The organism is Micromonospora sp. RTGN7 (assembly GCF_033804645.1).
Lineage (GTDB): Bacteria > Actinomycetota > Actinomycetes > Mycobacteriales > Micromonosporaceae > Micromonospora.
In genome coordinates this window covers 85,116-108,345 of record NZ_JAPZLF010000008.1, presented here as the reverse complement: position 1 = coordinate 108,345, position 23,230 = coordinate 85,116, and the positions used below count along the sequence as shown (strand labels likewise).

General features: G+C 72.9%; 17 protein-coding genes. 6 read left to right on the top strand and 11 right to left on the bottom strand.

What is annotated here, in order from left to right; translation table 11 throughout:
* Nucleotides 1–21: 21 nt before the first annotated feature.
* Genes SNR22_RS14005 through SNR22_RS13990 form a run of 4 tightly spaced genes read right to left on the bottom strand, consistent with a single transcriptional unit; the run spans nucleotide 22 to nucleotide 4,025 of the window.
* Nucleotides 22–867 (bottom strand): class I SAM-dependent methyltransferase, encoded by an 846-nt coding sequence (locus SNR22_RS14005; protein WP_413775631.1) that lies wholly within the window; start codon nucleotides 865–867, stop codon nucleotides 22–24.
* Nucleotides 864–2,213 carry a lipopolysaccharide biosynthesis protein gene (locus SNR22_RS14000; RefSeq protein WP_320066987.1) on the bottom strand — a complete coding sequence of 450 codons (1,350 nt, stop codon included), beginning with the start codon at nucleotides 2,211–2,213 and terminating at the stop codon, nucleotides 864–866. Before SNR22_RS14000 ends, SNR22_RS14005 begins: the two co-directional genes overlap by 4 nt.
* Nucleotides 2,207–3,304 carry a hypothetical protein gene (locus SNR22_RS13995; protein ID WP_320066986.1) on the bottom strand — a complete coding sequence of 366 codons (1,098 nt, stop codon included), beginning with the start codon at nucleotides 3,302–3,304 and terminating at the stop codon, nucleotides 2,207–2,209. Before SNR22_RS13995 ends, SNR22_RS14000 begins: the two co-directional genes overlap by 7 nt.
* A 19-nt stretch (nucleotides 3,305–3,323) precedes the next feature.
* Nucleotides 3,324–4,025: a hypothetical protein gene (locus SNR22_RS13990; RefSeq protein WP_320066985.1), complete on the bottom strand. Its 702-nt coding sequence runs from the start codon at nucleotides 4,023–4,025 to the stop codon at nucleotides 3,324–3,326.
* Between the two features lie 418 nt (nucleotides 4,026–4,443).
* Between SNR22_RS13990 and rpsA the strand changes: the two genes are divergently transcribed.
* Nucleotides 4,444–5,955 (top strand): 30S ribosomal protein S1, encoded by a 1,512-nt coding sequence (gene rpsA / locus SNR22_RS13985; protein ID WP_320066984.1) that lies wholly within the window; start codon nucleotides 4,444–4,446, stop codon nucleotides 5,953–5,955.
* A 158-nt stretch (nucleotides 5,956–6,113) separates the two neighbouring features.
* Nucleotides 6,114–7,283 (top strand): dephospho-CoA kinase, encoded by a 1,170-nt coding sequence (coaE, locus tag SNR22_RS13980; RefSeq protein WP_320066983.1) that lies wholly within the window; start codon nucleotides 6,114–6,116, stop codon nucleotides 7,281–7,283.
* Nucleotides 7,284–7,338: 55 nt separating this feature from the next.
* Here the strand turns inward: coaE and SNR22_RS13975 are convergent, their stop codons facing one another.
* A complete protein-coding gene (locus SNR22_RS13975; protein ID WP_320066982.1) occupies nucleotides 7,339–8,862 on the bottom strand; it encodes a hypothetical protein in 1,524 nt (507 codons plus the stop codon).
* A 413-nt stretch (nucleotides 8,863–9,275) separates the two neighbouring features.
* On the opposite strand from SNR22_RS13975, the gene uvrB reads away from it, so the two are divergent.
* Both uvrB and SNR22_RS13965 read left to right on the top strand, forming a co-directional pair.
* Entirely contained in the window at nucleotides 9,276–11,384 is a 2,109-nt protein-coding gene (gene uvrB, locus SNR22_RS13970) for an excinuclease ABC subunit UvrB (RefSeq protein WP_320066981.1), read from the top strand.
* 440 nt (nucleotides 11,385–11,824) lie between these two features.
* The gene (locus SNR22_RS13965) at nucleotides 11,825–12,784 is read left to right on the top strand and encodes a helix-turn-helix transcriptional regulator (protein WP_320066980.1); all 960 of its coding nucleotides are present in this window, start codon (nucleotides 11,825–11,827) and stop codon (nucleotides 12,782–12,784) included.
* A 265-nt stretch (nucleotides 12,785–13,049) separates the two neighbouring features.
* On the opposite strand, the gene SNR22_RS13960 is transcribed toward SNR22_RS13965, so the two are convergent.
* Nucleotides 13,050–13,343 carry an antibiotic biosynthesis monooxygenase family protein gene (locus tag SNR22_RS13960; RefSeq protein WP_320066979.1) on the bottom strand — a complete coding sequence of 98 codons (294 nt, stop codon included), beginning with the start codon at nucleotides 13,341–13,343 and terminating at the stop codon, nucleotides 13,050–13,052.
* 448 nt (nucleotides 13,344–13,791) lie between these two features.
* Between SNR22_RS13960 and SNR22_RS13955 the strand changes: the two genes are divergently transcribed.
* Complete coding sequence (locus tag SNR22_RS13955; protein ID WP_320066978.1) at nucleotides 13,792–14,790, top strand: TerC family protein; 999 nt, start codon at nucleotides 13,792–13,794, stop codon at nucleotides 14,788–14,790.
* A 64-nt stretch (nucleotides 14,791–14,854) separates the two neighbouring features.
* Here the strand turns inward: SNR22_RS13955 and SNR22_RS13950 are convergent, their stop codons facing one another.
* Together SNR22_RS13950 and SNR22_RS13945 are read right to left on the bottom strand one after the other, a co-directional pair.
* Entirely contained in the window at nucleotides 14,855–15,778 is a 924-nt protein-coding gene (locus SNR22_RS13950; RefSeq protein ID WP_320066977.1) for an NlpC/P60 family protein, read from the bottom strand.
* Nucleotides 15,779–15,836: 58 nt separating this feature from the next.
* Nucleotides 15,837–16,934 (bottom strand): dipeptide epimerase, encoded by a 1,098-nt coding sequence (locus SNR22_RS13945; protein WP_320066976.1) that lies wholly within the window; start codon nucleotides 16,932–16,934, stop codon nucleotides 15,837–15,839.
* A gap of 46 nt (nucleotides 16,935–16,980) precedes the next feature.
* On the opposite strand from SNR22_RS13945, the gene SNR22_RS13940 reads away from it, so the two are divergent.
* The gene (locus SNR22_RS13940; protein ID WP_320066975.1) at nucleotides 16,981–17,778 is read left to right on the top strand and encodes a tyrosine-protein phosphatase; all 798 of its coding nucleotides are present in this window, start codon (nucleotides 16,981–16,983) and stop codon (nucleotides 17,776–17,778) included.
* Between the two features lie 56 nt (nucleotides 17,779–17,834).
* Here SNR22_RS13940 and SNR22_RS13935 read toward each other — a convergent pair whose 3' ends face one another.
* From SNR22_RS13935 to SNR22_RS13925, 3 genes are all read right to left on the bottom strand, one after another.
* A complete protein-coding gene (locus SNR22_RS13935) occupies nucleotides 17,835–18,707 on the bottom strand; it encodes a serine hydrolase (RefSeq protein ID WP_320066974.1) in 873 nt (290 codons plus the stop codon).
* Between the two features lie 109 nt (nucleotides 18,708–18,816).
* Nucleotides 18,817–20,685 (bottom strand): translational GTPase TypA, encoded by a 1,869-nt coding sequence (gene typA, locus SNR22_RS13930; protein WP_320066973.1) that lies wholly within the window; start codon nucleotides 20,683–20,685, stop codon nucleotides 18,817–18,819.
* 309 nt (nucleotides 20,686–20,994) lie between these two features.
* Nucleotides 20,995–23,136 carry an MMPL family transporter gene (locus SNR22_RS13925; RefSeq protein WP_320066972.1) on the bottom strand — a complete coding sequence of 714 codons (2,142 nt, stop codon included), beginning with the start codon at nucleotides 23,134–23,136 and terminating at the stop codon, nucleotides 20,995–20,997.
* Nucleotides 23,137–23,230 lie beyond the last annotated feature (94 nt).

Here is a 23,230-nt window from a genome sequence, read left to right as displayed (position 1 = left end):
CTCGGCGACCGGCGGCTTGCTTCAGTCGGCGGGCTTCTCCGCGACGAAGATGGCGGTGCCGGGGAAGAGCCGGCCGCGCAGCGGGCTCCACTGTCCCCAGATGGCCTCGTGCCCCTGCGGCCACTCCGGCTCCACCAGGTCGACCAGCCGGAACCCGGCGGTGACCAGCTCGCGGACCCGGTCGCCCAGGGTGCGGTGCTGCTCCACGTACGTCGCCGCGCCCGTGGTGTCCTGCTCCACGTACGGGGAGCGGTCGAAGTACGAGTGCACGGCCGTCAGGCCGCCCTGCCCCGGGTCGTCGAGGAAGATCCAGCGCATCGGGTGGGTCACCGAGAACACCCAGCGCCCGCCGGGCCGCAGCACCCGGCACACCTCGCGCATCACCGCCGCCGAGTCGGCCACGAACGGGATCGCCCCGAACGCCGTGCAGGCGGTGTCGAACGTCGCGTCGACGAAGGGCAACGCGAGCGCGTCGGCCTGCACCAGCGGAACGCGTACGCCGGTGCGTCCGGCCGCCGTCGCGGCGTGCCGCAGCATGCCGGCGGAGAGGTCCAGCGCGACCGGCCGGGCCCCCTGGGTGGCGAGCCAGCGGGCCGCCGCGGCGGCACCGGCGCCCACCTCCAGCACCCGTCGACCGGCGACGTCGCCGAGCAGCCGGGCGTCGGCCTCCCGCAGGCCCTCGGGGCACCAGACGAAGTCCACGTCACCGAGGAACGTCCCGTGCTCGGCCTGGTAGTCGTCGGCGTCGGCGTCCCACCAGCCGCGGTTGGCCCACCGGGCATCCGCGTCGGTGACCGGGCGCCGCACCACGCCCGGTGAGTCGGCGTCGTCGGCGTACGGGACGGCACCCGCCCGGTCGTCGGTCACTGCGGCAGTCTAGTGGCCATCCCGGCCCGTTCCCCGGCACGCGGCGCGGCGGGCTGGGGGACAGCGTCGGCGTCGGGGCCGGTCTCCCTGACGATCAGCCTTGCCAGACCGACCGCCAGCACCACGGTGAGGGCGGCCTGCGACAGCAGGGCGGCCAGCGCCGCCCCCAGCGCGCCCACCGGGCCGGCGAGGAGCCACACCCCGAGCAGTTGCGCCGCGACCGTGACGACGGCGGCCCGGCCGACAAACCGGTCGTGCCCCCGGGACGTCAGCACGGTCAGCAGCGGCTGGTTCAGCAGCATCGCGGCCGCCGACCCGGCCAGCAGGACCAGCACCGGGACGGACCCCCGGTAGGTGTCCCCGAGCAGGACCGGCACCAGCGCGGGGGCGGCGACGGCGAGCGCCGCGCAGGCCACGATCCCGAGCAGCAGCAGCCCGAGCGAGTTCCGCACGATCCGGGCCGCCGCCCGGGTGGACTCCGCCGCGGACAGGGGCGGGACCGCGGCCATCGAGTACGACTGGGCGATCATCTGCGCCGGCTGGGTCCACCGGTTCACCGCGCCGTAGAGGCCTGCCTGCACGCCGCCGCCGGCCAGGCCGAGCAGGGCGGTGTCCAGGCTGCAGGCGCTGACCGCGAGGGCGTAGCTGCCGAACCCGGCCACCGCCGACCAGGGGTTCACCAGCCGTCGCGACGTGACCAACTCGTGGCCGCCGGCGGTGAGCAGCAGGCCGCAGAGACCGGCCACCAGGGTCCCCAGTCCCAGCGAGAGCCAGAGGCCCGAGACCGGGTCCACGGGGTGGACGGCGGTGACGATCAGGTAGGTGACCAGGGCGACCACCCGTTCCAGGACGGTCACCACGGCGATGCGTCCCACCCGGCGGTCGGCCCGGTTCGGGATCGTCACGCCGAGGACCAGGATCCGCCCGAACGCCACGACCGCCCCGCCCGCGACGAGCCCGGGGTCGGGCAGGGTGACCCCCGCGACCAGCACGGCCGCCAGGCCGACGGCGACGGTCAGAGCCAGCTTGGTCCGCAGCCGGCTCCAGTACTCGACGGTGCTCATCCGCCCGGCGGCCAACTCTCGCAGGGAGTACGAGGTGAAGCCGTAGTCCAGCAGCCCACCCAGGAAGCTGCCCAGCCCGATGACGGCCGCGGCCGCCCCGAGGTCGGCGGGGCCGGCGTGCTTCGCGACGACGGTGAGCAGGCCCGCGTAGATGAGCTGGGAGACCGCCGTGGAACCGGCGAGCGCCAGCGTCTGCCGGGTCAGCGCCCCGCGTGGCCGCAGGCGGCCCGCCAGCCGTGCGGGCCGGTGCCGCGACCGGCCGGGCCCGCGTGCGGTCAGCACAGAAAGGCCTCGGCGAAGGCGCGGGGGTCGCCGCCGGGGATGGGCGGCGGCACCGGGGTGCTCAGCGCCCGCCGGAGCAGGGCGTCGAGGGGCTGCTGTTCCAGCGGGCAGTGCAGCTCGATGCCCAGGTTCCGCGCCCACATCCGGGTCACCTCGGACCCGGCGACGACGACCCGGCGGCCCGCCCGGGCGCCCTTGGTGGTGGTCGACGGCGGCGCGGAGTTCGAGTAGGCGGTGACCAGGCAGTCGGCCATCTGCACGGCACGGTTCAACTCGTGGTTGCTCTGCAACCGGTCGCTGAGCACCACCTCGACGTCCAGTTGCCGCGCCCGCTCGAGCAACGGTGCGATCGCCGTGCGCACATCCGGGGAGAGCTCACCGCAGGCGAAGAGGCCGACCTTCGCGTCGGCGAGCGGCAGGATGCCGCGTAGGACCATGTCCAGGTTCTTCCGGGCGGTGATCTTGCCGGCCACGACGAAGTAGAACCTGTCCTCGGAGAGCCCGAGATCGCGGCGGATCTCCAGCGGATCGAGGTGCATGGCGTCGAAGAGGATCGGGTCCGCCACCGCGTCGCGTCCCCGGCGCGCGGTCTCGGCGTGGTCGGCCAGGAACAGCACCCGTACCCGGGGGAGTCGTCCCGCCCGCCGGAGCAGGGCACCCTTCAGCACCATCTTCACCCGGTGGCGCAGCCGGTGGTTGCCGGAGAGCCGCGGGTCCCGGATGACCAGCGTGACGACATCACCCGCGCCGCGCCACCCCACCAGGCCGAGGCGGGTGGCGAACTGGTCGCCGTCGGGGACGAGCACCCGCCCGCAGGCGTGCCGCTCGGCGAGTTGGCGGGCCAGCTCCGGGGTGATCGGATCGGCCAACCGGACGATCTCGCACCGGTCGGCGACCTCGCCGAGGTGGAGGGTGAACTCCGGGGAGCGGAGCGCGGCGTCGGGCAGCGCCACCACGGGCCCGTCGGAGCGTTCGAGCGCGGCGTCGACCAGGAGCCGGACGTAGACCAGCGGATGCCCCTGGTGTCCCTGGTTGATGATCAGTACGCGTCGACGCGCCGTCGGCCCGTCGGGTGCTCCCGTTTCCCGCATCGCCGACCGCCCCCGCTGGTCAGGCACGCCGGGCCCGGGAGCCGGCGACCAACCAGTGGTTGAAGTCCCAGGCGAAGACGGAGGTGCAGCCGTGCAGCCCGATGCCCGGCTTGAAGCCCCAGAAGTCGATCCGGCCCATGCCGCGACGGGTCAGCTCCTCCTGGGCGTCAACCAGCCCCGGGTGGTCGGTGTCGTCGAGGACGACCAGTCCGTGCGGGTGCAGGTGGTCCGGGGCGGCGGCGGCGCACGTGGTGCGGGCCATCCCGTCGACGACGATCATGTCCCAGGGTGCGCCGGCCGCGGCCGCCCGCACGTAGGGTGCGTTCGGGTCGGTGTCCCAGCGCGCGCCGTCGCCGGGGACGTGGATGATCCGGCCGTTATTTGGCTGGGGCAGCCGGGCGAACCAGTCCGGGTCGTGCTCCACCGCCACCACCTCGGCGGCGCGCCCGGCGCCGAACCACCGGGTCGACGCGCCCGAGCCGTACTCGAAGACCCTGGTCTCGGGGGTGAGGATCCGGTCCAGCAGGTCGACGGCGGGGTAGGTCAGCCACGGCACCGGCCGGCCGGCCGCGTCGGCCGGGGTGCCGCCGTTCACCGTGCGGTGCCAGCCCTGGTTCCGCAGCACCGCCAGCACCTGGAGCGAGGAGAGCGCTTCGCGACCGGTGCGCGGGACCCCCGGTATCCGAGCCCGGACCCGCTGGGTGATCGTGGGACGTGGCACGTCGTGGCTCGTTTCTTCTCGGCGGGGCCGGTCCCCGGGCGTCGGGTCCGAACGTGTCTGTCAACGAGGAACGAGCTCTGCGGTCACGGGGCGCGGTGGCTCTGGCGCCTCGGCGGAGAGCGCGGAGGACCGGCCGAAGCGCCGTTGCCGGGAGGAATGTGACGGCGCATCGTGAAAGCGGGCTGAATCACTTACCCCGGGGCTTGCACGCTGTGGTAATGCGCACGGTAGGCTAGACGATGCGCTCGCGAATCGTGTGCCTCGGCAGGGAGAGGCGCGCGGTCGACGGAGCCACATCAGCATCCCATTGAGCGATCGCTCGGTGTGCCCGGCGACGGATTCGCTGGCGCGAACAGGTCACTGCGACACCAGCCTGCTGTGACAACCCAAAACCCATCCGACCGGAGCAACCGCCCACATGACGAGCAGCATCGAGGCCCCCTCGAGCGCCACCCGGGTCACCCACGACGATCTCGGTTCCGAGGAGGCTTTCCTCGCCGCGATCGACGAGACCATCAAGTACTTCAACGACGGCGACATTGTCGAAGGCACCGTCGTCAAGGTCGATCGGGACGAGGTCCTGCTCGACATCGGCTACAAGACCGAGGGTGTCATCCCCTCTCGTGAGTTGTCGATCAAGCACGACGTGGACCCCGCCGATGTTGTTTCGGTCGGTGACCACATCGAGGCCCTGGTTCTCCAGAAGGAGGACAAGGAGGGTCGTCTGATCCTCTCCAAGAAGCGGGCGCAGTACGAGCGGGCCTGGGGCACGATCGAGAAGATCAAGGACGAGGACGGTGTCGTCCGCGGCTCGGTCATCGAGGTCGTCAAGGGTGGTCTCATCCTCGACATCGGGCTCCGCGGCTTCCTGCCCGCGTCCCTGGTGGAGATGCGGCGGGTGCGCGACCTGCAGCCGTACGTCGGTCGTGAGCTCGAGGCCAAGATCATCGAGCTGGACAAGAACCGCAACAACGTGGTCCTGTCCCGCCGGGCCTGGCTGGAGCAGACGCAGTCCGAGGTGCGCACCGAGTTCCTCAACAAGCTGCAGAAGGGCCAGGTCCGCAAGGGCGTCGTGTCCTCGATCGTCAACTTCGGCGCCTTCGTCGACCTGGGCGGCGTGGACGGCCTCGTGCACGTCTCCGAGCTCTCCTGGAAGCACATCGACCACCCGTCCGAGGTCGTCGAGGTGGGCCAGGAGGTCGAGGTCGAGGTCCTGGACGTCGACCTGGACCGCGAGCGGGTCTCGCTGTCGCTGAAGGCGACCCAGGAAGACCCGTGGCGGCAGTTCGCCCGCACCCACGCGATCCAGCAGATCGTGCCGGGTAAGGTCACCAAGCTGGTGCCGTTCGGCGCCTTCGTCCGGGTGGACGACGGCATCGAGGGCCTGGTCCACATCTCCGAGCTGGCCGAGCGCCACGTGGAGATCCCGGAGCAGGTCGTCCAGGTCGGCTCCGAGGTCATGGTCAAGGTCATCGACATCGACCTGGAGCGTCGCCGGATCTCGCTGTCGCTCAAGCAGGCCAACGAGGGCTTCGTCGAGGGCGAGGAGCACTTCGACCCGACCCTCTACGGCATGGCTGCGACGTACGACACCGAGGGCAACTACATCTACCCGGATGGCTTCGACCCGGAGACGGGCGAGTGGCTCGAGGGGTACGACAAGCAGCGCGAGACCTGGGAGGGTCAGTACGCCGAGGCGCGTCTGCGCTGGGAGGCCCACACCAAGCAGGTGCAGACCTCCCGCGCCGCCGACGCCGAGGCCGCTGCCAACCCGGCTCCGCCCGTGTCCAGCACCGGCGGCGGCGGTGGCACCACCACCTCCTCCTCGACCAGCTCGGCCCCGAGCCGGCAGGGCGAGGAGCCGGCCGGCACCCTGGCCACCGACGAGGCGCTCGCCGCTCTGCGGGAGAAGCTCGCCGGCGGCAAGTGACCCGCTGACAACGACGGGCCCCGCCCCCGCGATCCGGTTACCCCGGGTCGCCGGGGGCGGGGCCCGCGTTTCGTTCGGGCCCGCCTTCGGCGGCGGTGGCGGAGCCGGCTGCGGCGGGTGGGCTTGGCGCGGCGGGCGGGATCCGGTTGACTGGTCGGGTGTTGATGGTGGGACTGACCGGCGGAATCGGATCCGGCAAGAGCGCCGTCGCGGCGCGGCTCGCGGCCCTCGGCGCGGTGGTGGTCGACTCCGACCGGACCGCCCGGGAAGTGGTCGCCGTGGGCACCGAGGGCCTGACGGAGATCGTCGCCGCCTTCGGCGACCGGGTGCTCGGTCCCGACGGCGCGCTGGACCGGGCCGCGCTGGGCGCGGTGGTCTTCGCCGACGAGGCGGCCCGTCGCAGGCTTGAGGCGATCACCCATCCCCGCGTCCGGGCCCGGACCGGCGAGCTCGTCGCGGCGGCGGCCCCGGACGCGGTCGTCGTCAACGACGTGCCGCTGCTGGTCGAGGTCGGGCTCGCCCCGACGTACCACCTGGTCGTCGTCGTGCAGACGGAGCTGGCGACCCGGTTGGCGCGGCTGGAGCGCACCCGGGGCATGGACCGGGCGGAGGCGGAGCGGCGGATCGCCGCGCAGGCCGACGACGCCCGCCGCCGGGCGGCAGCCGACGTGCTCCTCTCCAACGACGGCACCCTCGACGAGCTGCACTCCGCGGTGGACCGGCTGTGGCGGGACCGGCTGCTGCCGTACGAGGCGAACGTGCGCGACCGCCGCGCGGCCCGACCCGACCCGACGACGGTGGCCGAGGCCGACCCCGCCCGGCCCGAGCAGTACGCCCGGTTGGCCGCCCGGATCCGGCACGTTATCGCCCCCGCCGACCTGCGGATCGACCACATCGGTGCGACCGCCGTCTCCGGCCTGGCGGCCGAGGACGTCATCGACATCCAACTCACGGTGTCGAGCCTCGCCGAGGCGGACGGTCCCCTGAAGGAGCGCCTCGCCGCCGCCGGGTTCCCCCGGCTGACCGGCCAGTGGTGGGACAGCCCCCGATCCGCGGACAACGACCGGTGGGAGAAGCGTCTGCACAGCAGCGCCGACCCGGGTCGCCCGGTGCGCCTGCACCTGCGTCCGCAGGGGTCGCCCGGCTGGCGCCACGCCCTGCTGATGCGCGACCACCTGCGCGCCGACCCGGGCCGGCGCGCGGCGTACCTGGCGCTCGAGCGGGAGCTGGTGTCCGGCGTCCTAGACCCCGCCGCCGAGGACCTGTGGTTCGACGAGGAGTGCCACCGGGCCGAGGAATGGGCTGCGCGGAGCGGCTGGCGGCCCTGACGAGCCGCCCGACGCCGCGTTCCGGGGAGAGCCGGGTCACTCCGCGCGCCACCCGTCAGCGTCGCGGCTCGCGGGCGTCCGGGACCGGTGCCGGCAGCGCCGGCACCCGCCCCGGGACGAGATCGAGCTGGGCGTAGGTGCCCAGCCGGGTGCGCAGCTCCAGCCGGCGGAGCAGGCCGGCCCGGTCGATCCAGTAGCGCAGCCGGCCGTGCCGGGCACCCACCTCGATGACGTCGACGGTCCGGTCGGCGAGCCGGTCCCCACGGATCCGGGTCGACGGTCCGGCTGCCCTGCCCGCCACGCCGACCCGCAGCGCGGCGCTCAGCAGCTCGCCGACCTCGTCGGTGCCGGTTGCGCCGCGTTCCCAGACGTGCCCGGTGCGCGGGGGCGGCAGTGGCGGCGGGAGGAGCGCGTCGCCCGGCGCTGACGTCGACCAGACCCCGGCGGTGTCGTAGCGGCGCAGGGTCCGCCCGCCGGGCACGTCGCCGACCGACAGGTACGCCGCCCGTTGCGTCCAGCTGATCCAGCCCGTACCCCGCAGGGTGGCGCCCGGGCCGACGGGCGCGGTGAGGGTCACGGTGGCGCCGCCCCCGGCCCGCGTCCGGGCCGCCAGCCGCGCCAACCGGTCCTCCTCGGCGGCGGTGAGCGCCCGGGGCAGCCCCGCCCGACCACCCAGCGCCGCCACCGGCCACAGCACCGGCCGGTTGGCCCGCTGTAGCTCCACCGTCACCGGCGCACCTCCCGGCAGGCGTCCCTCCAGCCGGTGCAGCCGGGCGTCCCGGTCGACCCACCAGCGCGCGGCCCCGTCCAGGGGCCCGCCACCACCGGCGGCTGGCAGGCTGACCGTCGGGCCGGGCCAGCCCCGACGGCTGGTGGCCGGGGCTGCCGACCGGGTGGCGGTCGGTCGTGCCGGGCCGGGTGTGGCGGTACGGGGTGTGGTGTCGGTGGGTGCCCCCGGGGCGTCGGCGGCCCCCCGTCGACCGGTTTCACCGGGCAGGGGGGCTTGGAGGACGTCCACCAGTTGCCCGCTGACCTCGGCGTTGGCCAGCCAGCGGGTGGCGCCCGAGGGGATCGCCCCGGCCGGCTCGGGCCGGGTGGCGGCGAGCGCGAAGATCAGGTCGAGCACGGGGCGCAGCGGCCGGGCGGCTGACCCGCTGCCGACCCGCCAACCGTCGGCCGGGGGCACGAGCGGTGGGGCAGCCGGAACCGGCACCGCCGCGGGGTCGGGCCGGAGCAGCACCAGCCCGGGGGTGGCCTGGACCAGGCCCCGGGCCGCCCCGGCGCCGGGACCGCCGATGTCCAGGTAGGCCAGCGGCCGGGACCAGTCCACCCAGCCCACCATATCGGTGCGGGCGGCGGTGGTGCCGATGGTCATCCGCAGGCCGGACCGCACGTCGCGGTGGTTGGTGACCCGCACCGCGGCGAGCCGCTCCGTCTCGGCGGGGGTCAGTGGCCGGGAGTGCTCCCGGGGCGGCGGCGCCCACGTCAGCAGCACGGCGGCCAGGCCCGCGGCGGCGGCGACGGCGATCACCCCCAGGGCGATCACGGTGGTACGCCGGCTGCCGCTCCGGTCGATCACGTCGCCGGCACCCGTTCGGTGGCGGTTCCGGTCGGGCGCCGTGGCCGCCTGGCGGGCCGAGGGTCTTGGTCGGGGCGTCGGCTCGGGGGAATTGTCCACGGCAGGATGAACTCCCGGCGTGTGTGACAGGTGACGCTCGGGATTCGCCCCCTGCTGGGGGCGCTCGCGGCGGCCGGTCTGCGCGTCGCGCGACCACGTCGGGTGCGCACGCCGGTTATGTCCGGGTGCTGCGACCCCTGCGCCGGGGTGTGCTGGCCGCTGTGGGCCTGGCCACCGCCCCGGACGGCCGCCGCGAGCGGCCTACGGCCATACCCTAACGCGGTGAGATGCGACACACAATGTAAATATTGAAGCCGATCACGGCCGTCGGCGGTCGGTCCGGTTTGTCGGACCGTCGGCGTACCGTGGGGGTCATGGCGCTCGACATTCCCCGGCTCGACAATCGCTTCCAGGTCGTCAGTGATTTTCAGCCGGCCGGCGACCAGCCGGCTGCCATCGACGACCTTGAGCGCCGGGTGCGGCGGGGTGACCGCAACACCGTGCTGCTCGGCGCGACCGGCACGGGAAAGAGCGCCACCACGGCCTGGCTCGTCGAGCGGTTGCAGCGGCCCACCCTGGTGCTGGCCCCCAACAAGACGCTCTGTGCCCAGCTCGCGAAGGAGTTCGGCGAGCTGCTGCCGAACAACGCGGTGGAATACTTCGTCTCCTACTACGACTACTACCAGCCCGAGGCCTACATCCCGCAGACCGACACCTACATCGAGAAGGACTCGTCGGTCAACGAGGAGGTCGAGCGGCTGCGGCACTCGGCGACCATGTCGCTGCTCACCCGCCGGGACGTGGTCGTGGTGGCCACCGTCTCGGCGATCTACGGCCTGGGCACCCCGGAGGAGTACCTGGACCGGGCCGTCCGGGTCGCGGTCGGGCAGGAGCTCGACCGTGACCAGCTGCTGCGCCGCCTGGTCGACATCCAGTACACCCGCAACGACATGTCCTTCCAGCGGGGCACCTTCCGGGTCCGCGGCGACACCCTGGAGATCATCCCGGCGTACGAGGAGCTGGCCGTTCGGGTCGAGCTCTTCGGCGACGAGGTGGAGAAGCTCTACTATCTCAACCCGCTCACCGGTGACATCGTCCGCGAGGTCGACACCCTGATGATCTTCCCCGCCACGCACTACGCCGCCGGCCCGGAACGGATCGAGCGGGCCACCCGGGACATCGAGGCCGAGCTGGCTGAGCGCCTCGCCGAGCTGGAGCGGCAGGGCAAGCTGCTGGAGGCGCAGCGGTTGCGGATGCGCACCACCTACGACCTCGAGATGATGCGCCAGGTCGGCTTCTGCTCCGGCATCGAGAACTACTCGATGCACATCGACGGCCGGCTGCCCGGAAGCCCGCCGCACTGCCTGCTCGACTACTTCCCCGACGACTTCCTCACCGTCGTCGACGAGTCGCACGTGACGATCCCGCAGATCGGCGGCATGTACGAGGGCGACGCCTCCCGCAAGCGGATGCTCATCGACCACGGCTTCCGGCTGCCCAGCGCCGGCGACAACCGGCCGCTGCGTTTCGACGAGTTCCTGGAGCGGGTCGGGCAGATGGTCTTCCTCTCCGCGACGCCCGGCCCGTGGGAGATGAAGCAGGCCCAGGGCGAGTTCGTCGAGCAGGTGATCCGCCCGACCGGCCTGATCGACCCCGAGGTGGTGGTGAAGCCCACCAAGGGCCAGATCGACGACCTGATGCACGAGATCAAGCTGCGCACCGAGCGGGACGAGCGGGTCCTGGTCACCACGCTGACCAAGAAGATGGCGGAGGACCTCTCCGACTACCTGCTGGAGAACGGCATCCGGGTGCGCTACCTGCACTCGGAGGTGGACACGCTGCGCCGGGTGGAGCTGCTGAGCGAGCTGCGCAAGGGCGACTACGACGTGCTGGTCGGCATCAACCTGCTCCGGGAGGGCCTGGACCTGCCCGAGGTGTCCCTGGTGGCGATCCTCGACGCCGACAAGGAGGGCTTCCTGCGTAGCGCCCGGTCGCTGATCCAGACCATCGGCCGGGCCGCCCGGAACGTCTCCGGCCAGGTGCACATGTACGCCGACAAGATCACTCCGTCGATGGCGGAGGCGATCGAGGAGACCAACCGGCGCCGGGAGAAACAGGTCGCCCACAACGAGGCGCACGGGATCAGCCCCGAGCCGCTGCGCAAGAAGATCCACGACATCCTCGACGACATCTACCGGGAGGCGGAGGACACGGAGCACTCCCGGATCGGCGGCGCGGCCCGGCAGCTCTCCCGGGGCAAGGCCCCGGTCAAGGAGACCCGCAGTCGCAGCCGGGCCGGCGCGACCGGGCCGTCCCGGGAGGGAATGGCCCGGGCCGACCTGGCCCAGCTCATCGGGGAACTCAACGACCAGATGCTGGCCGCTGCCCGGGAGTTGCAGTTCGAGTTGGCCGGTCGGATCCGTGACGAGGTCGCCGACCTCAAGAAGGAACTGCGGGGGATGGACGCGGCCGGCGTGAAATGACCGCGCAGCGCAGCGCAGGGCGAGGGAAGGGGCCGTGACGGCCGACCCGGTGCAGCCCGTTGTCCAGCAGCAGCAGGCGGCCCCGGCGCGGGTGGTCGTCCTGGCCGATCCGCTCGATGAGGCCGTCGTGGGGCTGCCCGCCCCGGCACTGCGCCCGTTCGTCGGTCACTACCTCGGCTACCGGCAGCGTGCCGACCTTAAAGCTGCGGCGCTGCGAGACCGCTCGGGCGTTCGTGGTGGTCGTCCTCGGCCGGCGCCCCGTTGGACGTCGTCGACCCGCGCGACGCCGGGCGGTCGGCCTACGGGGTCTGGTCGTTCGGCACCTACCGCCCCGGAGAACCGGCGGGGTCGGCGCGTGGCGCGGTGTCCCGTTGCGCAACGCGAGCGAGGTATTGCAGCGTGTGATCAATTTGCGTACTCTCCGTTCTGGGGAGGCGGGGATGCCGTTGCCAACGAGTCCGGTGATTCGACGTGCGCGACTCGGTGCCGAGTTGCGCCAGCTGCGCAGGCGGGAGGAGCTCACCCTTGAACAGGTCTGCGAGCGGCTCGGCTGGGCATCAACATCCAAGTTGTCCCGCATCGAGCTGGGGCAGAGCCGCCCAGACCTCGCCGACGTGCTCGACCTACTGGACGTCTACCGGGTCGCCGCCGAGGACCGCGACGCGCTGATCGTCATCGCCCGGGACGCGGCCACCGGCCGTGGCTGGTGGAAGACGCTCGGCGGAATGGGCGAGCGGCAGCGCGCGTACGCCGAGTTGGAGGCCGGGGCGGCGACCGTGGTGGAGTATCAGCCCGCCGTTGTGCCGGGCCTGTTGCAGACTGCGGCCTACGCCCGGCTGCGGCTCGGGGTCGCCCGGTTGCTCGACCCGGAGGTGGACGTGGAGGCCGACGTGCGGGCCCGGCTGGTCCGGCAGGAGGTGCTGCACCGGGCCGAGCCGCCCCACTACACGGCGCTGCTGGAGTTCACCGCCTGCGACCCGGGCGGGGTGCCGGAGGGTGTCTGGCGCGAGCAGCTTCGTCACCTGGTGACCCTGGCCCGTAAGCCGGACGTGACGATCCGGGTGTTGCCGCCCGGCGTCACGACCGCTGGCGCGCACCCGCTGACCCCGTTCTCCCGGTACTCCTTCCCCGACCCGGCGGACCCGCGCACGGTGATGCTCGAGGCGTTGACCGCCGATGTCCGGCTGGTCTCGGCCGCCGACCTCGCCTGGTACGACGCGGTGGTCGACCGGATGCTCGACGCCGCCCTCCCGGCGGCCGAGACGACGACGCTGCTGGCCCGGCTGGCCGAAGACCCGGCGTTACCGGGGCCGGCCAGCCTGGGTGGCCACCCGCTGACTGTGCGGGGCCGGCCGGAGGAGACGGCGGTGGTGCCCCGGCCCCGGCAGCCCCGGGACTGAGCCGCCGTCGGGCGGATGCCAGCGCCCTGCCGCCGCGCGGCCACCGGGCCCGGCGCCCCCGGGCCCGTCGGGACCGGTGGCCGGCGCGTCAGGCGCACGATAGATGAGGGGTACGACAATCAGCCGGCCGCCGCGGGCGGTGTGGCCCTCGGCGTCGCCCGGGGTGCACTCCCCGGCGGAGACGGGCGCCGCGCGGGTGCGATCAGGCCGGAGCCACCGGAGCCACCGGTAGCCGCCGAGACCGCAGGGCGGTGGGGCGGGCTGTTCAGGCGGGGACGTCGACGAAGTGTTCGACCAGGGGCGGGCCGGCGAAGTGTGGGCCGATCAGCTCCCGCCACCGGGTGAACCGCTCGGTGGCCCGGAAGTTCTTCTCGTGTGCCTCCACGGATTCCCACTCGACCAGCAGCACGAACCGCGACGGCGATTCGATGCCGCGGGTCATCCGGACCGAGCGGCAGCCCGGCGCGGTCGCGAGGACCTCATGCCCCTGCGTGTACGCGGCGGCGAACTCGTCCTCATGTCCGGGTATCACGTCGATGAGCGCGACCTCAAGCACCATGTCCGGAGCTTGTCATGTCCCCGGTGGGGCCGGGGCGGCGCGGGGGGACCGTCCCGGGGATCGGACCGACGCACCGTATCCGGCGGTCTTGCGCCTATCTCCCCTCGCCAGTTATCGGGATGGCCTCCTAGGAAGCCGTACGGATGGAGGCCCTCCGCACGGAAGACGAAGTGAAATCGTCGCGGGATGCCCCCGGAGATGCGGTAGGGCACCCCGATGGTGAACAATGGCGGTCGAAGGAGGGGAGTATTCCCCCGCGACGGAGTCGTCAGCACGGTCGATCACCGGTCATTGGTGGCCCGACCCGGCTCCGCCGGTCAGCAGCCCGCTCGTCGGGCCGCTGGCGGAAGAGACCTCCGTCAGTCATCAGTGTCCGCGTTGTAGCATTTCGCCCGCCCGCACGGGGCGTACGGTGTGCCCGACGCCCTGTGTCTGCCGGAGGATTGGATTGAACGTGTCCGGAGTGGTGTGGGCGGGAACCCTCGTCGCACTGACGGTGGTCCTGGTCGTCGATTTGTTGATCATCGGTCGCCGGCCGCACGAGCCGAGCGTCCGCGAGTCGAGCCTCTGGGTCGCCCTCTACGTCGGGCTGGCCCTGCTCTTCGGCGCAGGCCTCTGGCTGGCCTTCGGCGCCGGGGTGGCCGGGGAGTTCTACACCGGCTGGCTCACGGAATACAGCCTCTCCGTGGACAACCTCTTCGTCTTCGTGATCATCATGGCGCGGTTCGGCGTGCCCCGGCCGTACCAACAGAAGGTGCTGCTGGTCGGCATCGTGCTGGCGCTGTTCATGCGCGGCGGGTTCATCGCCGCGGGCGCGGCGCTGATCTCCCAGTTCTCCTGGGTCTTCTACATCTTCGGCGCGTTCCTCATCTACACGGCGATCAACTTGTTCCGGCAGGGCGAGCCGGGCGAGGACGACTTCTCCGAGAACCTGCTGATCCGGTGGAGCCGACGGGCGCTGCCGATCTCCAAGGACTATGACGGCGCGAAGCTGACCACGCACGAAAACGGCCGTCGGCTGTTCACCCCGATGCTGATCGTCATGATCGCGATCGGCACCACCGACCTGATCTTCGCGCTGGACTCGATCCCGGCGATCTTCGGCATCACCCAGGAGCCGTACCTGGTCTTCACCGCGAACGTCTTCGCGCTGATGGGGCTGCGTCAGCTCTACTTCCTGCTGGGCGGGCTGCTGAACCGGCTGATCTACCTGAGCATCGGGCTGTCCGTGGTGCTCGGCTTCATCGGCGTGAAGCTGGTGCTGGAAGCGCTCGCCGACAACCACCTTCCGTTCCTCAACGGCGGTGAGCCGGTGGGCTGGGCCCCGCACATCCCGATCTGGCTCTCCCTGCTGGTCATCCTCGGCACCCTGCTGGTGGCGACCGTGGCCAGCCTGATCAAGTCGGCCCGGGACCGACGGCGCGAGCTGACCGACGCCCGCGGCTGAGGCGGCAGACCACAAGAAGGGGCGCTCCCGATGCTGGGAGCGCCCCTTCTTCAGGCCGGTCGGGTCAGACCCGGTGTACGCCGACCAGGGTGGCCGTCCGCTCCGCCGGCATCGTCTCCTCCAGCACCCGTCGGTGCTGGTAGCAGGAGTGCAGGAGGCGTCGGCTGGCGTCGATGCCCGGTTCGGCGCTGACGAAGCCGATGTGGTGGATCCCCCGGCCGGGTCGGGCGAAGAAGTACAGGTCGCCGGGGCGTTCGGCGCCCAGCGGCAGCGGGGTGGTCGCCCGGGCCTGATCGGCGGCGTCGCGGGGCAGCACCACGCCGAATCGCCGCCATGCCAGGTACACCAGGCCCGAGCAGTCGATCCCGTGCGCCGACACCCCGCCCCAGATGTAGACCACGTCGCGGAGCCGGGCGGCCACGGCCAGCACGTCCCGCGCGGAGGGTCGCTCGGTCGGCAGGGGCACGAGGTGGCCGTCGGGCAGCCAGAGCGGCCGGTCGTGCCCGGGGGCGTGCACGGGGCGCCAGCCGTCGGCCGGTGGGCCCGCCGGGGTCAGCCAGGTGCCGAGGACGACGCCGGTGACGACCGGCTCGCCGTCCGGGGTGGCCCGCAGGTCGGTGACGGTCGCGTCGACGACCCAGGGGGCCGGGGGCTCCGGGTCGTCGGCCGGGGCCGCGACGAGCTGGGCGGTCGGCAGCCACCCCGGGTAGCCCCGTGGGTCGAGCGTCGCCGCCGGCTGCTCGACGGCCACCACCTGCGCCCACCCGTCCGGGCGCAGCTCGGTGACCAGCACCCGTTCGCCGAACAGCAGTTGGCTCAGGACGCAGTCGCCGACCTGCTGGTCGGCGTCCATGCCGGAGACCCATGCGGCGATGTCGGCGCGGCGATCGAGGGCGGGCCGGTCGACAGGGCGTACCGCCTCGGGGCGGCTCCACAGGGTCGCGACGGCGACCCGGACGATGGCCTCGCGGCCCGGTTGTAGTTGCACGTCGACCCCCAGCTCATGGCGTAATCTGCCGTGACCCTATGAAAGAAACCGCCAAGCCTCAACCGCGTGGCTGCATGTTCGCTTCAGTGACCGAGGTGATGCCGAGGCCGGGTGCGTCCGGCAGCAGCACCGTCGCCCCCTCGTATCGGAGGCCGCCGCGCACCGGCGACCAGGCGAGCCACCAGGCGGCGTCCAGGTCGGACACGGCGGTGGTCGGGTACGCGGCCACCAGGCTGGCCGCCGCACCCAGCCCGACCTGGCTCTCCATCATCGAGCCGACGACGGTGCCGACGCCGTGCGCGGCGGCCAGGTCGAGCAGCGTCCGGGCGGTGTGCAGGCCCCCGCACTTGGCGAGCTTGACGTTGACCATGTCGGCGGCGCGACGGCGGATCACCTCGACGAGGTCGCGGACCCCGAACACCGACTCGTCGGCCAGGATCGGCACCCCGACCCGGTCGCTGACCCAGGCCAGCCCGTCGAGGTCCCAGCCGGCCACCGGCTGCTCCACCAGCTCGACGTCGAGCCCGGCGTCCTCGATGCCGCGGATCACCCGGACCGCCTCGCGGGGCGTCCAGCCCTGGTTGGCGTCCAGCCGGATCAGCGTGTCCGGGCCGACCGCAGCCCGCACCGCGCGGACCCGTTCCAGGTCGCCCGCCGCGTCGGTGCCCACCTTCAGCTTCAGCACGGAGAACCCCTCGGCCCGACGCTGCCGGGCCGAGGCGGCCAGGTCGGTGGCGTCGCCCGCGGCCAGGGTGACGTCCGTCGCCACCCGCAGGGCGGTGCCGCCGAGCAACCGCACCAGGGGTACGCCGAGCCGGCGGGCGGCCAGGTCGTGCAGCGCGGTGTCCACCGCGGCCTTGGCGGCCTCGTTGCCGACGACCGTGCGCTGCACCTCGGTGCAGCGGGCCACCAGGTCGTCGGCGTCCCGCCCGACCAACCTCGGCGCGAGCATCTGCCGGACGCACGCCTCGGTGCCGGCCAGCGAGGCCCCGGTGACCTGCCAGACCTGCGGCGCCTCGCCGAATCCGGACCGCCCGTCGTCGTCCACGAGCTCCACGATCAGGGTGTCGGTGGTGGTGGTGCGGCGCAGCGCGGTGACGAACGGGGTGTGCAGGGGTGCGGAAAGCCGGTGGGTGTGTACCGCGGCGATCGTCATGTGCGGCACCCTATACGTCAACGGCGGCGACGACAGGGGAGGCCGGATGACGGTGCGGGACTGGGAGTTGGTGGGTGCGCCGAACGCGCGCGACCTCGGTGGCATGGTGGGGGCGGACGGGCGGCGGGTGCGGGCCGGCCGGTTGATCCGGACCCCGGCGTTGGGGCGGCTGACCGACGAGGACCTGCCGGTGCTGGGGAAGATCGCCCCGGCCTGCGTGGTGGACCTGCGCGATGACTCGGAGATCGCGGTGGCGCCGCCGAACCGGTTGGCCGGCGAGCCCCGGGTGGTGCGCCTGCCGGTGTACGACCCCGCACACCCGGTCTTCACGGCGGTGGCGGAGGTGCTGCTCGGGCATGACCTGAACGCGGAGGCGAAGCTGGCCCTGCAAGGCAGCCCGGCGGCGATGGCGGCGATCTACCGCTGGTTCGTCACCGGGGAGGTGGCCCGGGCCGGCTTCGGCGCGGCGGTGCGGTTGGCCGCCGACGCACGGAACCTGCCGTTGCTGTTCCACTGCTCGGCCGGCAAGGACCGCACCGGCTGGCTGTCGGTCGTGCTGCTCACCGCGCTGGGGGTCGACGAGGCGGAGATCCGGGCGGACTACCTGCTGACCAATGCGCGGACGGAGAGCCTCAAGGAGGTCGTCCTCCAGGCGATGCGGGCCCGACAGCCGGAGATGGCGGAGGCGGCGATCCGGCCGCTGATGGAGGTGCGCGGCGAGTACCTGGACGCCGCGTACGCCGAGATCCGGCGGGTGCACGGCTCGTTCGACGGGTACCTGCGGGACGGGTTGGGGCTGACCGACGGGCACCTGGCGGCGCTGCGGGACAACCTGCTCGACTGAGGCCGGTTCCGGGGCGGGCAGCCGCTCGGGGCGATCGGGGCGGGCGGGCCGTTCGGCTATCCGGCGGGGGACAGGTCGTGGCGGGCGGCCCAGACCCGGGCGGAGACGTCGGCGAGCACCTCGCAGGCGTCGTCGGCGTCTCCGTCGCCGCTGGGGCCCCCGTCGGCCAGGTCGGTGGTGGTGCAGACGACCAGCACGTACGGCGGGGCGTCGGGTGGGTAGACCACCCCGGCGCCGTGCCGTACGCCACGTACCCAGCCGTTCTTGTGGGCGATGCGGACGCCGTCGGGCAGCCCGGCGGCGAGGTCCTCGCGGAACTCCTGGGCGAACAGGACGTCGAGCATGGTGGCACAGCCGGCCGGGGAGGCCAGCGGGCCGGGTCGGGTCGCCCCGGCGGCCAGACCGCCGAGCAGGGCGGCCAGGTCGGCGGCGGTGACCAGGTTGGTGATCCCGGCCTCCCTGGCGGCGAAGTCCTCGATGCCGCGCCCGGTGACGCTGTGCCGGGCGCCGGCGAGCGCCCAGGCGTCGGCCACGGCCGGCAGACCGACGTGGCGGAGGCAGATGTTGGTGGCCAGGTTGCTGGAGCGCACGATCATCCGTTCGGCGAGCCAGCGCAGGGGCGCGCCGTGGCCCTCCCGATCCCAGACGGCCTCGTCGTTGTCGTAGTGCCGGGCGCAGGAGAACCGGGGCGCGTCGGGCCGGGCGGAGTCGAACTCATTGCGCACCTCGACGGGGGCGGCCAGGTCGAGGGCGTCGGCCTCGGCGGCCCGGTGCAGGGCCAGCAGCACGGCGACCTTCATGGTGCTGGCCGCGTAGTGGGTGGCGTCGGGGTGGCGGGTCCAGGCGGGGGCGGCGTCGAGCCGGCCCACGTACGCCGAGATGGTGCCCGGCAGGGTGTCCAGGTGGGCGTCGAGGTCGTCCCAGATCATGCCGGTGACCGTAGCCCATCCGGGTGCGCCCCGCGCCCCGGGTGCGCCCGAGGGCCGGGAGGGGGTTCCTCCCGGCCCTCGGGCGCGTCGGTCAGCTGGTGCGGTGCCGTCAGCCGGTGTGCTTGCGGCGGGCGGTCGCGCGGGCCCGCTGCGTCTGGTCGAGGACGACCTTGCGGATGCGGACGGCCACGGGGGTCACCTCGACGCACTCGTCCTCGCGGCAGAACTCCAGGGCCTGCTCCAGGGAGAGCTTGCGCGGCGGGATGAGCTTCTCGGTCTCGTCGGAGCTCGCGGCCCGCATGTTGGTGAGCTTCTTCTCCTTGGTGATGTTGACGTCCATGTCGTCGGAGCGGGAGTTCTCCCCGACGATCATGCCCTCGTACACCTCGGTGGTCGGCTCGATGAAGAGTTGGCCGCGCTCCTGAAGGTTGATCATCGCGAAGGCGGTGACCGCGCCGGACCGGTCGGCGACGAGCGAGCCGTTGTTACGGGTACGAAGCTCGCCGAACCACGGCTCGTAGGACTCGAAGACGTGGTGCAGGATGCCGGTGCCCCGGGTGTCGGTGAGGAACTCGGTGCGGAAGCCGATCAGGGCGCGCGCCGGCACCAGCCACTCCATCCGGATCCAACCGGTGCCGTGGTTGACCAGCTGCTCCATCCGACCCTTGCGGGTGGCCAGGAGCTGGGTGATCGGGCCCAGGTAGTCCTCGGGGGCGTCGATGGTCAACCGCTCCACCGGCTCGCAGGTCTTCCCGTCGATCTCCCGGGTGACCACCTGCGGCTTGCCGACGGTCAGCTCGAAGGACTCGCGGCGCATCTGCTCGACCAGGATGGCCAGGGCCAACTCGCCGCGGCCCTGCACCTCCCAGGCGTCCGGCCGCTCGGTGGGCAGCACCCGCAGGGAGACGTTACCGACCAGTTCCTTGTCGAGCCGGTCCTTGACCATCCGGGCGGTGACCTTGGAGCCCTTGACCCGGCCGACCAGCGGCGAGGTGTTGGTGCCGATGGTCATCGAGATGGCCGGCTCGTCAACGGTGATCAGTGGCAGCGCGATCGGGTTCTCGGCGTCGGCCAGGGTCTCGCCGATCATGATCTCCGGGATGCCGGCGACCGCGATGATGTCGCCCGGTCCGGCCGATTCGGCCGTCCTGCGCTCCAGGCCCTCGGTCATCAGCATCTCGGAGATGCGGACCCGCTGGTTGCTGCCGTCGGTGCGACACCAGGCGACGGTCTGGCCCTTGGCGATGGTGCCCTGCCGGACCCGGCACAGGGCCAGCCGGCCGAGGAACGGCGAGGCGTCGAGGTTGGTCACGTGCGCCTGCAACGGCGCGCCCTCGTCGTACGAGGGCGGCGGGATGGTGTCCAGCAGGGTGCGGAACAACGGCTCCAGGCTGGTGCTGTCGCTGGGGACCGAGCCGTCGGCGGGCTGGGTGAGCGAGGCGATGCCGTCGCGGGCGCAGGCGTAGACGATCGGGAAGTCGATCTGCTCCTCGTCGGCGTCGAGGTCGAGGAAGAGCTCGTAGGTGTCGTCCACGACCTCCTTGATCCGGGCGTCGGGGCGGTCCACCTTGTTGATCACCAGGATGATCGGCATCCGGGCGCGTAGCGCCTTGCGCAGCACGAAGCGGGTCTGCGGCAGAGGGCCCTCACTCGCGTCGACGAGCAGCACCACGCCGTCGACCATGGTTAGGCCCCGCTCGACCTCGCCGCCGAAGTCGGCGTGCCCGGGGGTGTCGATGATGTTGATGGTGACCGGGTCGGAGCCGTCCGCCGGCAGGTAGCGTACGCCGGTGTTCTTGGCCAGGATGGTGATGCCCTTTTCCCGTTCCAGGTCCCCCGAGTCCATCACCCGCTCGGTCGTCTCACCGCGGGCGCCGTAGGCACCGGCCTGCCGCAACATGGCGTCGACCAGGGTGGTCTTGCCGTGGTCGACGTGGGCGATGATGGCGACGTTGCGGAGGTCGGTGCGAAGCTGCATGGGCTCCATCCTCCAGCCTGTGCCGATGGGGGCGAAATCGGGGTCACCCCCCGACGCCTGCCGGATCCGCGTCCGAACCGCTGTTCACCCCGCGTGCCCGGGTTGGCCCGCTGGCTGCCGTGGCCGCCCTCCGGTGGGAGCCGGCGCTGCTGGTGATGATTCTCGCAGCGGTGACCGGTGACGCGGTGGCGTTCCGCGAGGGTCGTCGGTACCGGCCGCAGTGGGTGAGGGCTGGGGACCGGCGTGCGGGTGGGCGGCCGGGGGCCACGGCGTGGCGCCGCGACCCCCGGTTCGTCCCGTACGGCGGTCTCAGCCGCGTGCGGTGTCCGGTTCGCCGGGCCCGCGGTCCGGGTCCGCCGGGGCGTCCCCGTGGGGCGCCCGGTCGATGCGGCCCGGCCACCAGAAGCGGTCGCCGAGCATGAACGCCAGCGCCGGGACGAGGACCGTGCGCACCAGCAGGGTGTCGAGCAGGACGCCGATGCAGACGATGATCCCGATCTGGGTCAGCGTGAGCAGCGGTAGGACGCCGAGGACGGCGAAGACCGCGGCGAGCAGGATGCCAGCGCTGGTGATCACGCCGCCGGTGACCCGCAGCGCGGACAGCATGCCGTCGCGGGTGCCGGTCCGCCGGGCGTCCTCGCGGGCCCGGGTGACGAGGAAGATGTTGTAGTCCACGCCGAGGGCCACCAGGAACACGAAGGCGAGCAGCAGGACGCCGCTGTCCAGCGCCGGGAAACCGAGGACGTGGTCGAACAGCAGCCACGCCGCGCCGAGGCTGGCGAAGAACGACGCGATGACGGTGAGCACCAGCAGTACCGGCGCGACCAGGCCGCGCAGCAGCAGCACGAGCACCGCGCCGACGAGCAGCAGGATGATCGGCAGGATCAGCTGCAGGTCCTTGGCGTCGGCCTTGCCGGAGTCGTACGTGGCGGCGATCGTGCCGCCCACCACGGCCCCGTCGAAGGGGCCGACGCCGTTGACGGCAGGCGGGGCGGAGCCGGGAACCGCGACGACCGCGTCCCGCAGCGCCCTAACCGTCCGGTCCGAGGCGGCGGTGCCCGGTTCGGCCTCCAGCACCACGTTGACCTGGGCGACTCCTCCGCCCGCGTCCCCCGGCCGGGCGGAAGCGACACCGGGGGTGCCCTTGGCGGCGTCGATGACGGCCGTCACGGCGGCAGGGGTGGTGAGCACGGCGACCGGTTGCGTCGTACCGGCGGGGAAGGCCTTGGCGAGGGTCTCCGCGCCGGCCACGGCCTCGGGCTTGACCCGGAACTGCTCGGTCTCCGACAGGCCGGTGCGGATGCCGAGCCCGCCCAGGGCGAGGCCGGCGAGCAGCAGCGTCGAGAGCACCGCGACGGGCGCGGGGTGGCGTACGACGGCGGCGCCGAGCCGGCCCCAGAGCCGGCCCTCGCGGACGGGGCCGCCGACCCGGGGCACGAACGGCCAGAACAGCCCTCGGCCGAAGAGCACCAGCACGGCGGGCAGGACGAACAGCGCCGACAGCATGGCGAAGATCACGCCGGTGGCGCACGCCACGGCGAGGGCCCGGTTGGTCTCCTGCTCCGAGAGCAGCAGGGTGAGAACGCCGAGGACGACGGTGCCGCCGCTGGCGAGGATGGGTTCGGCGGTGCGGCGCAGGGCGGCGCGCATCGCGGCGAAGCGGTCCTCCTCGCGGCGCAGTTCCTCCCGGTAGCGGGCGATGAGCAGCAGGGCGTAGTCCGTGGCGGCGCCGAAGACCAGCACGCTGGCGATGCCGGTGACCTGGCCCTGTTGAAGGTGGATGCCGAAGGCCGGGACGATGGTGTCCACGGCGCGCAGGGTGAGCTGTTCGGCGGCCGCGACGACGACGAGCGGCACGATCCACAGGAACGGGCTGCGGTAGGTGATGAGCAGCAGCAGGGCGACGACCCCGGCGGTGACGGCGAGTAGCGTGATGTCGGCGCCGTCGAAGACCTTCGTGAGGTCGGCGGTGAACGCCGGGGCTCCGGTCACCTCCGCGGTGAGTCCGTCGGGCAGCCCGTCCAGGGTCGTGCGGAGGTCGGCCACCGTGGTCGACACCGCGTCCTGACCGCCGGCGGTGGACAGCGGGACCGCGATGAGGGCCACGGTCCCGTCCGGGGAGGTCTGCGGGGGGCTCACCCGACCGCCGACGGCGAACCGGTTGAGCTCGGCCGAGGCGCCGGTGACCGCCGCCCGGTCGGACTCGGTGAGCGGCCCGCCGTCGGCGCGGCTGACGACGACGATCGCCGGTTGGACATCGCTCTCGGGTAGCTCGTCCTGGAGCCGCTCGACCTGGGTCGACTGCCATTCGGCCGACAGGCCGGTGGCCGACACCGGGGTGGGGTTGTTCGGCTCGGGGAGCCCGAAGACGGCCGCACCGAGGACGATCGCGGCGACCACGGTGAGCCAGGCGGCGAGCCGCCCCCGGGCGACTCGGGTGAACACAGACATGGGTTCCTCATGGTTGTCGGGAAGGTGCCCAGGTGTGGAAGGCCAGCTCAGCGGAGCCGCGCGACGACACATATGGCAGGCTGTCGAGTATCTT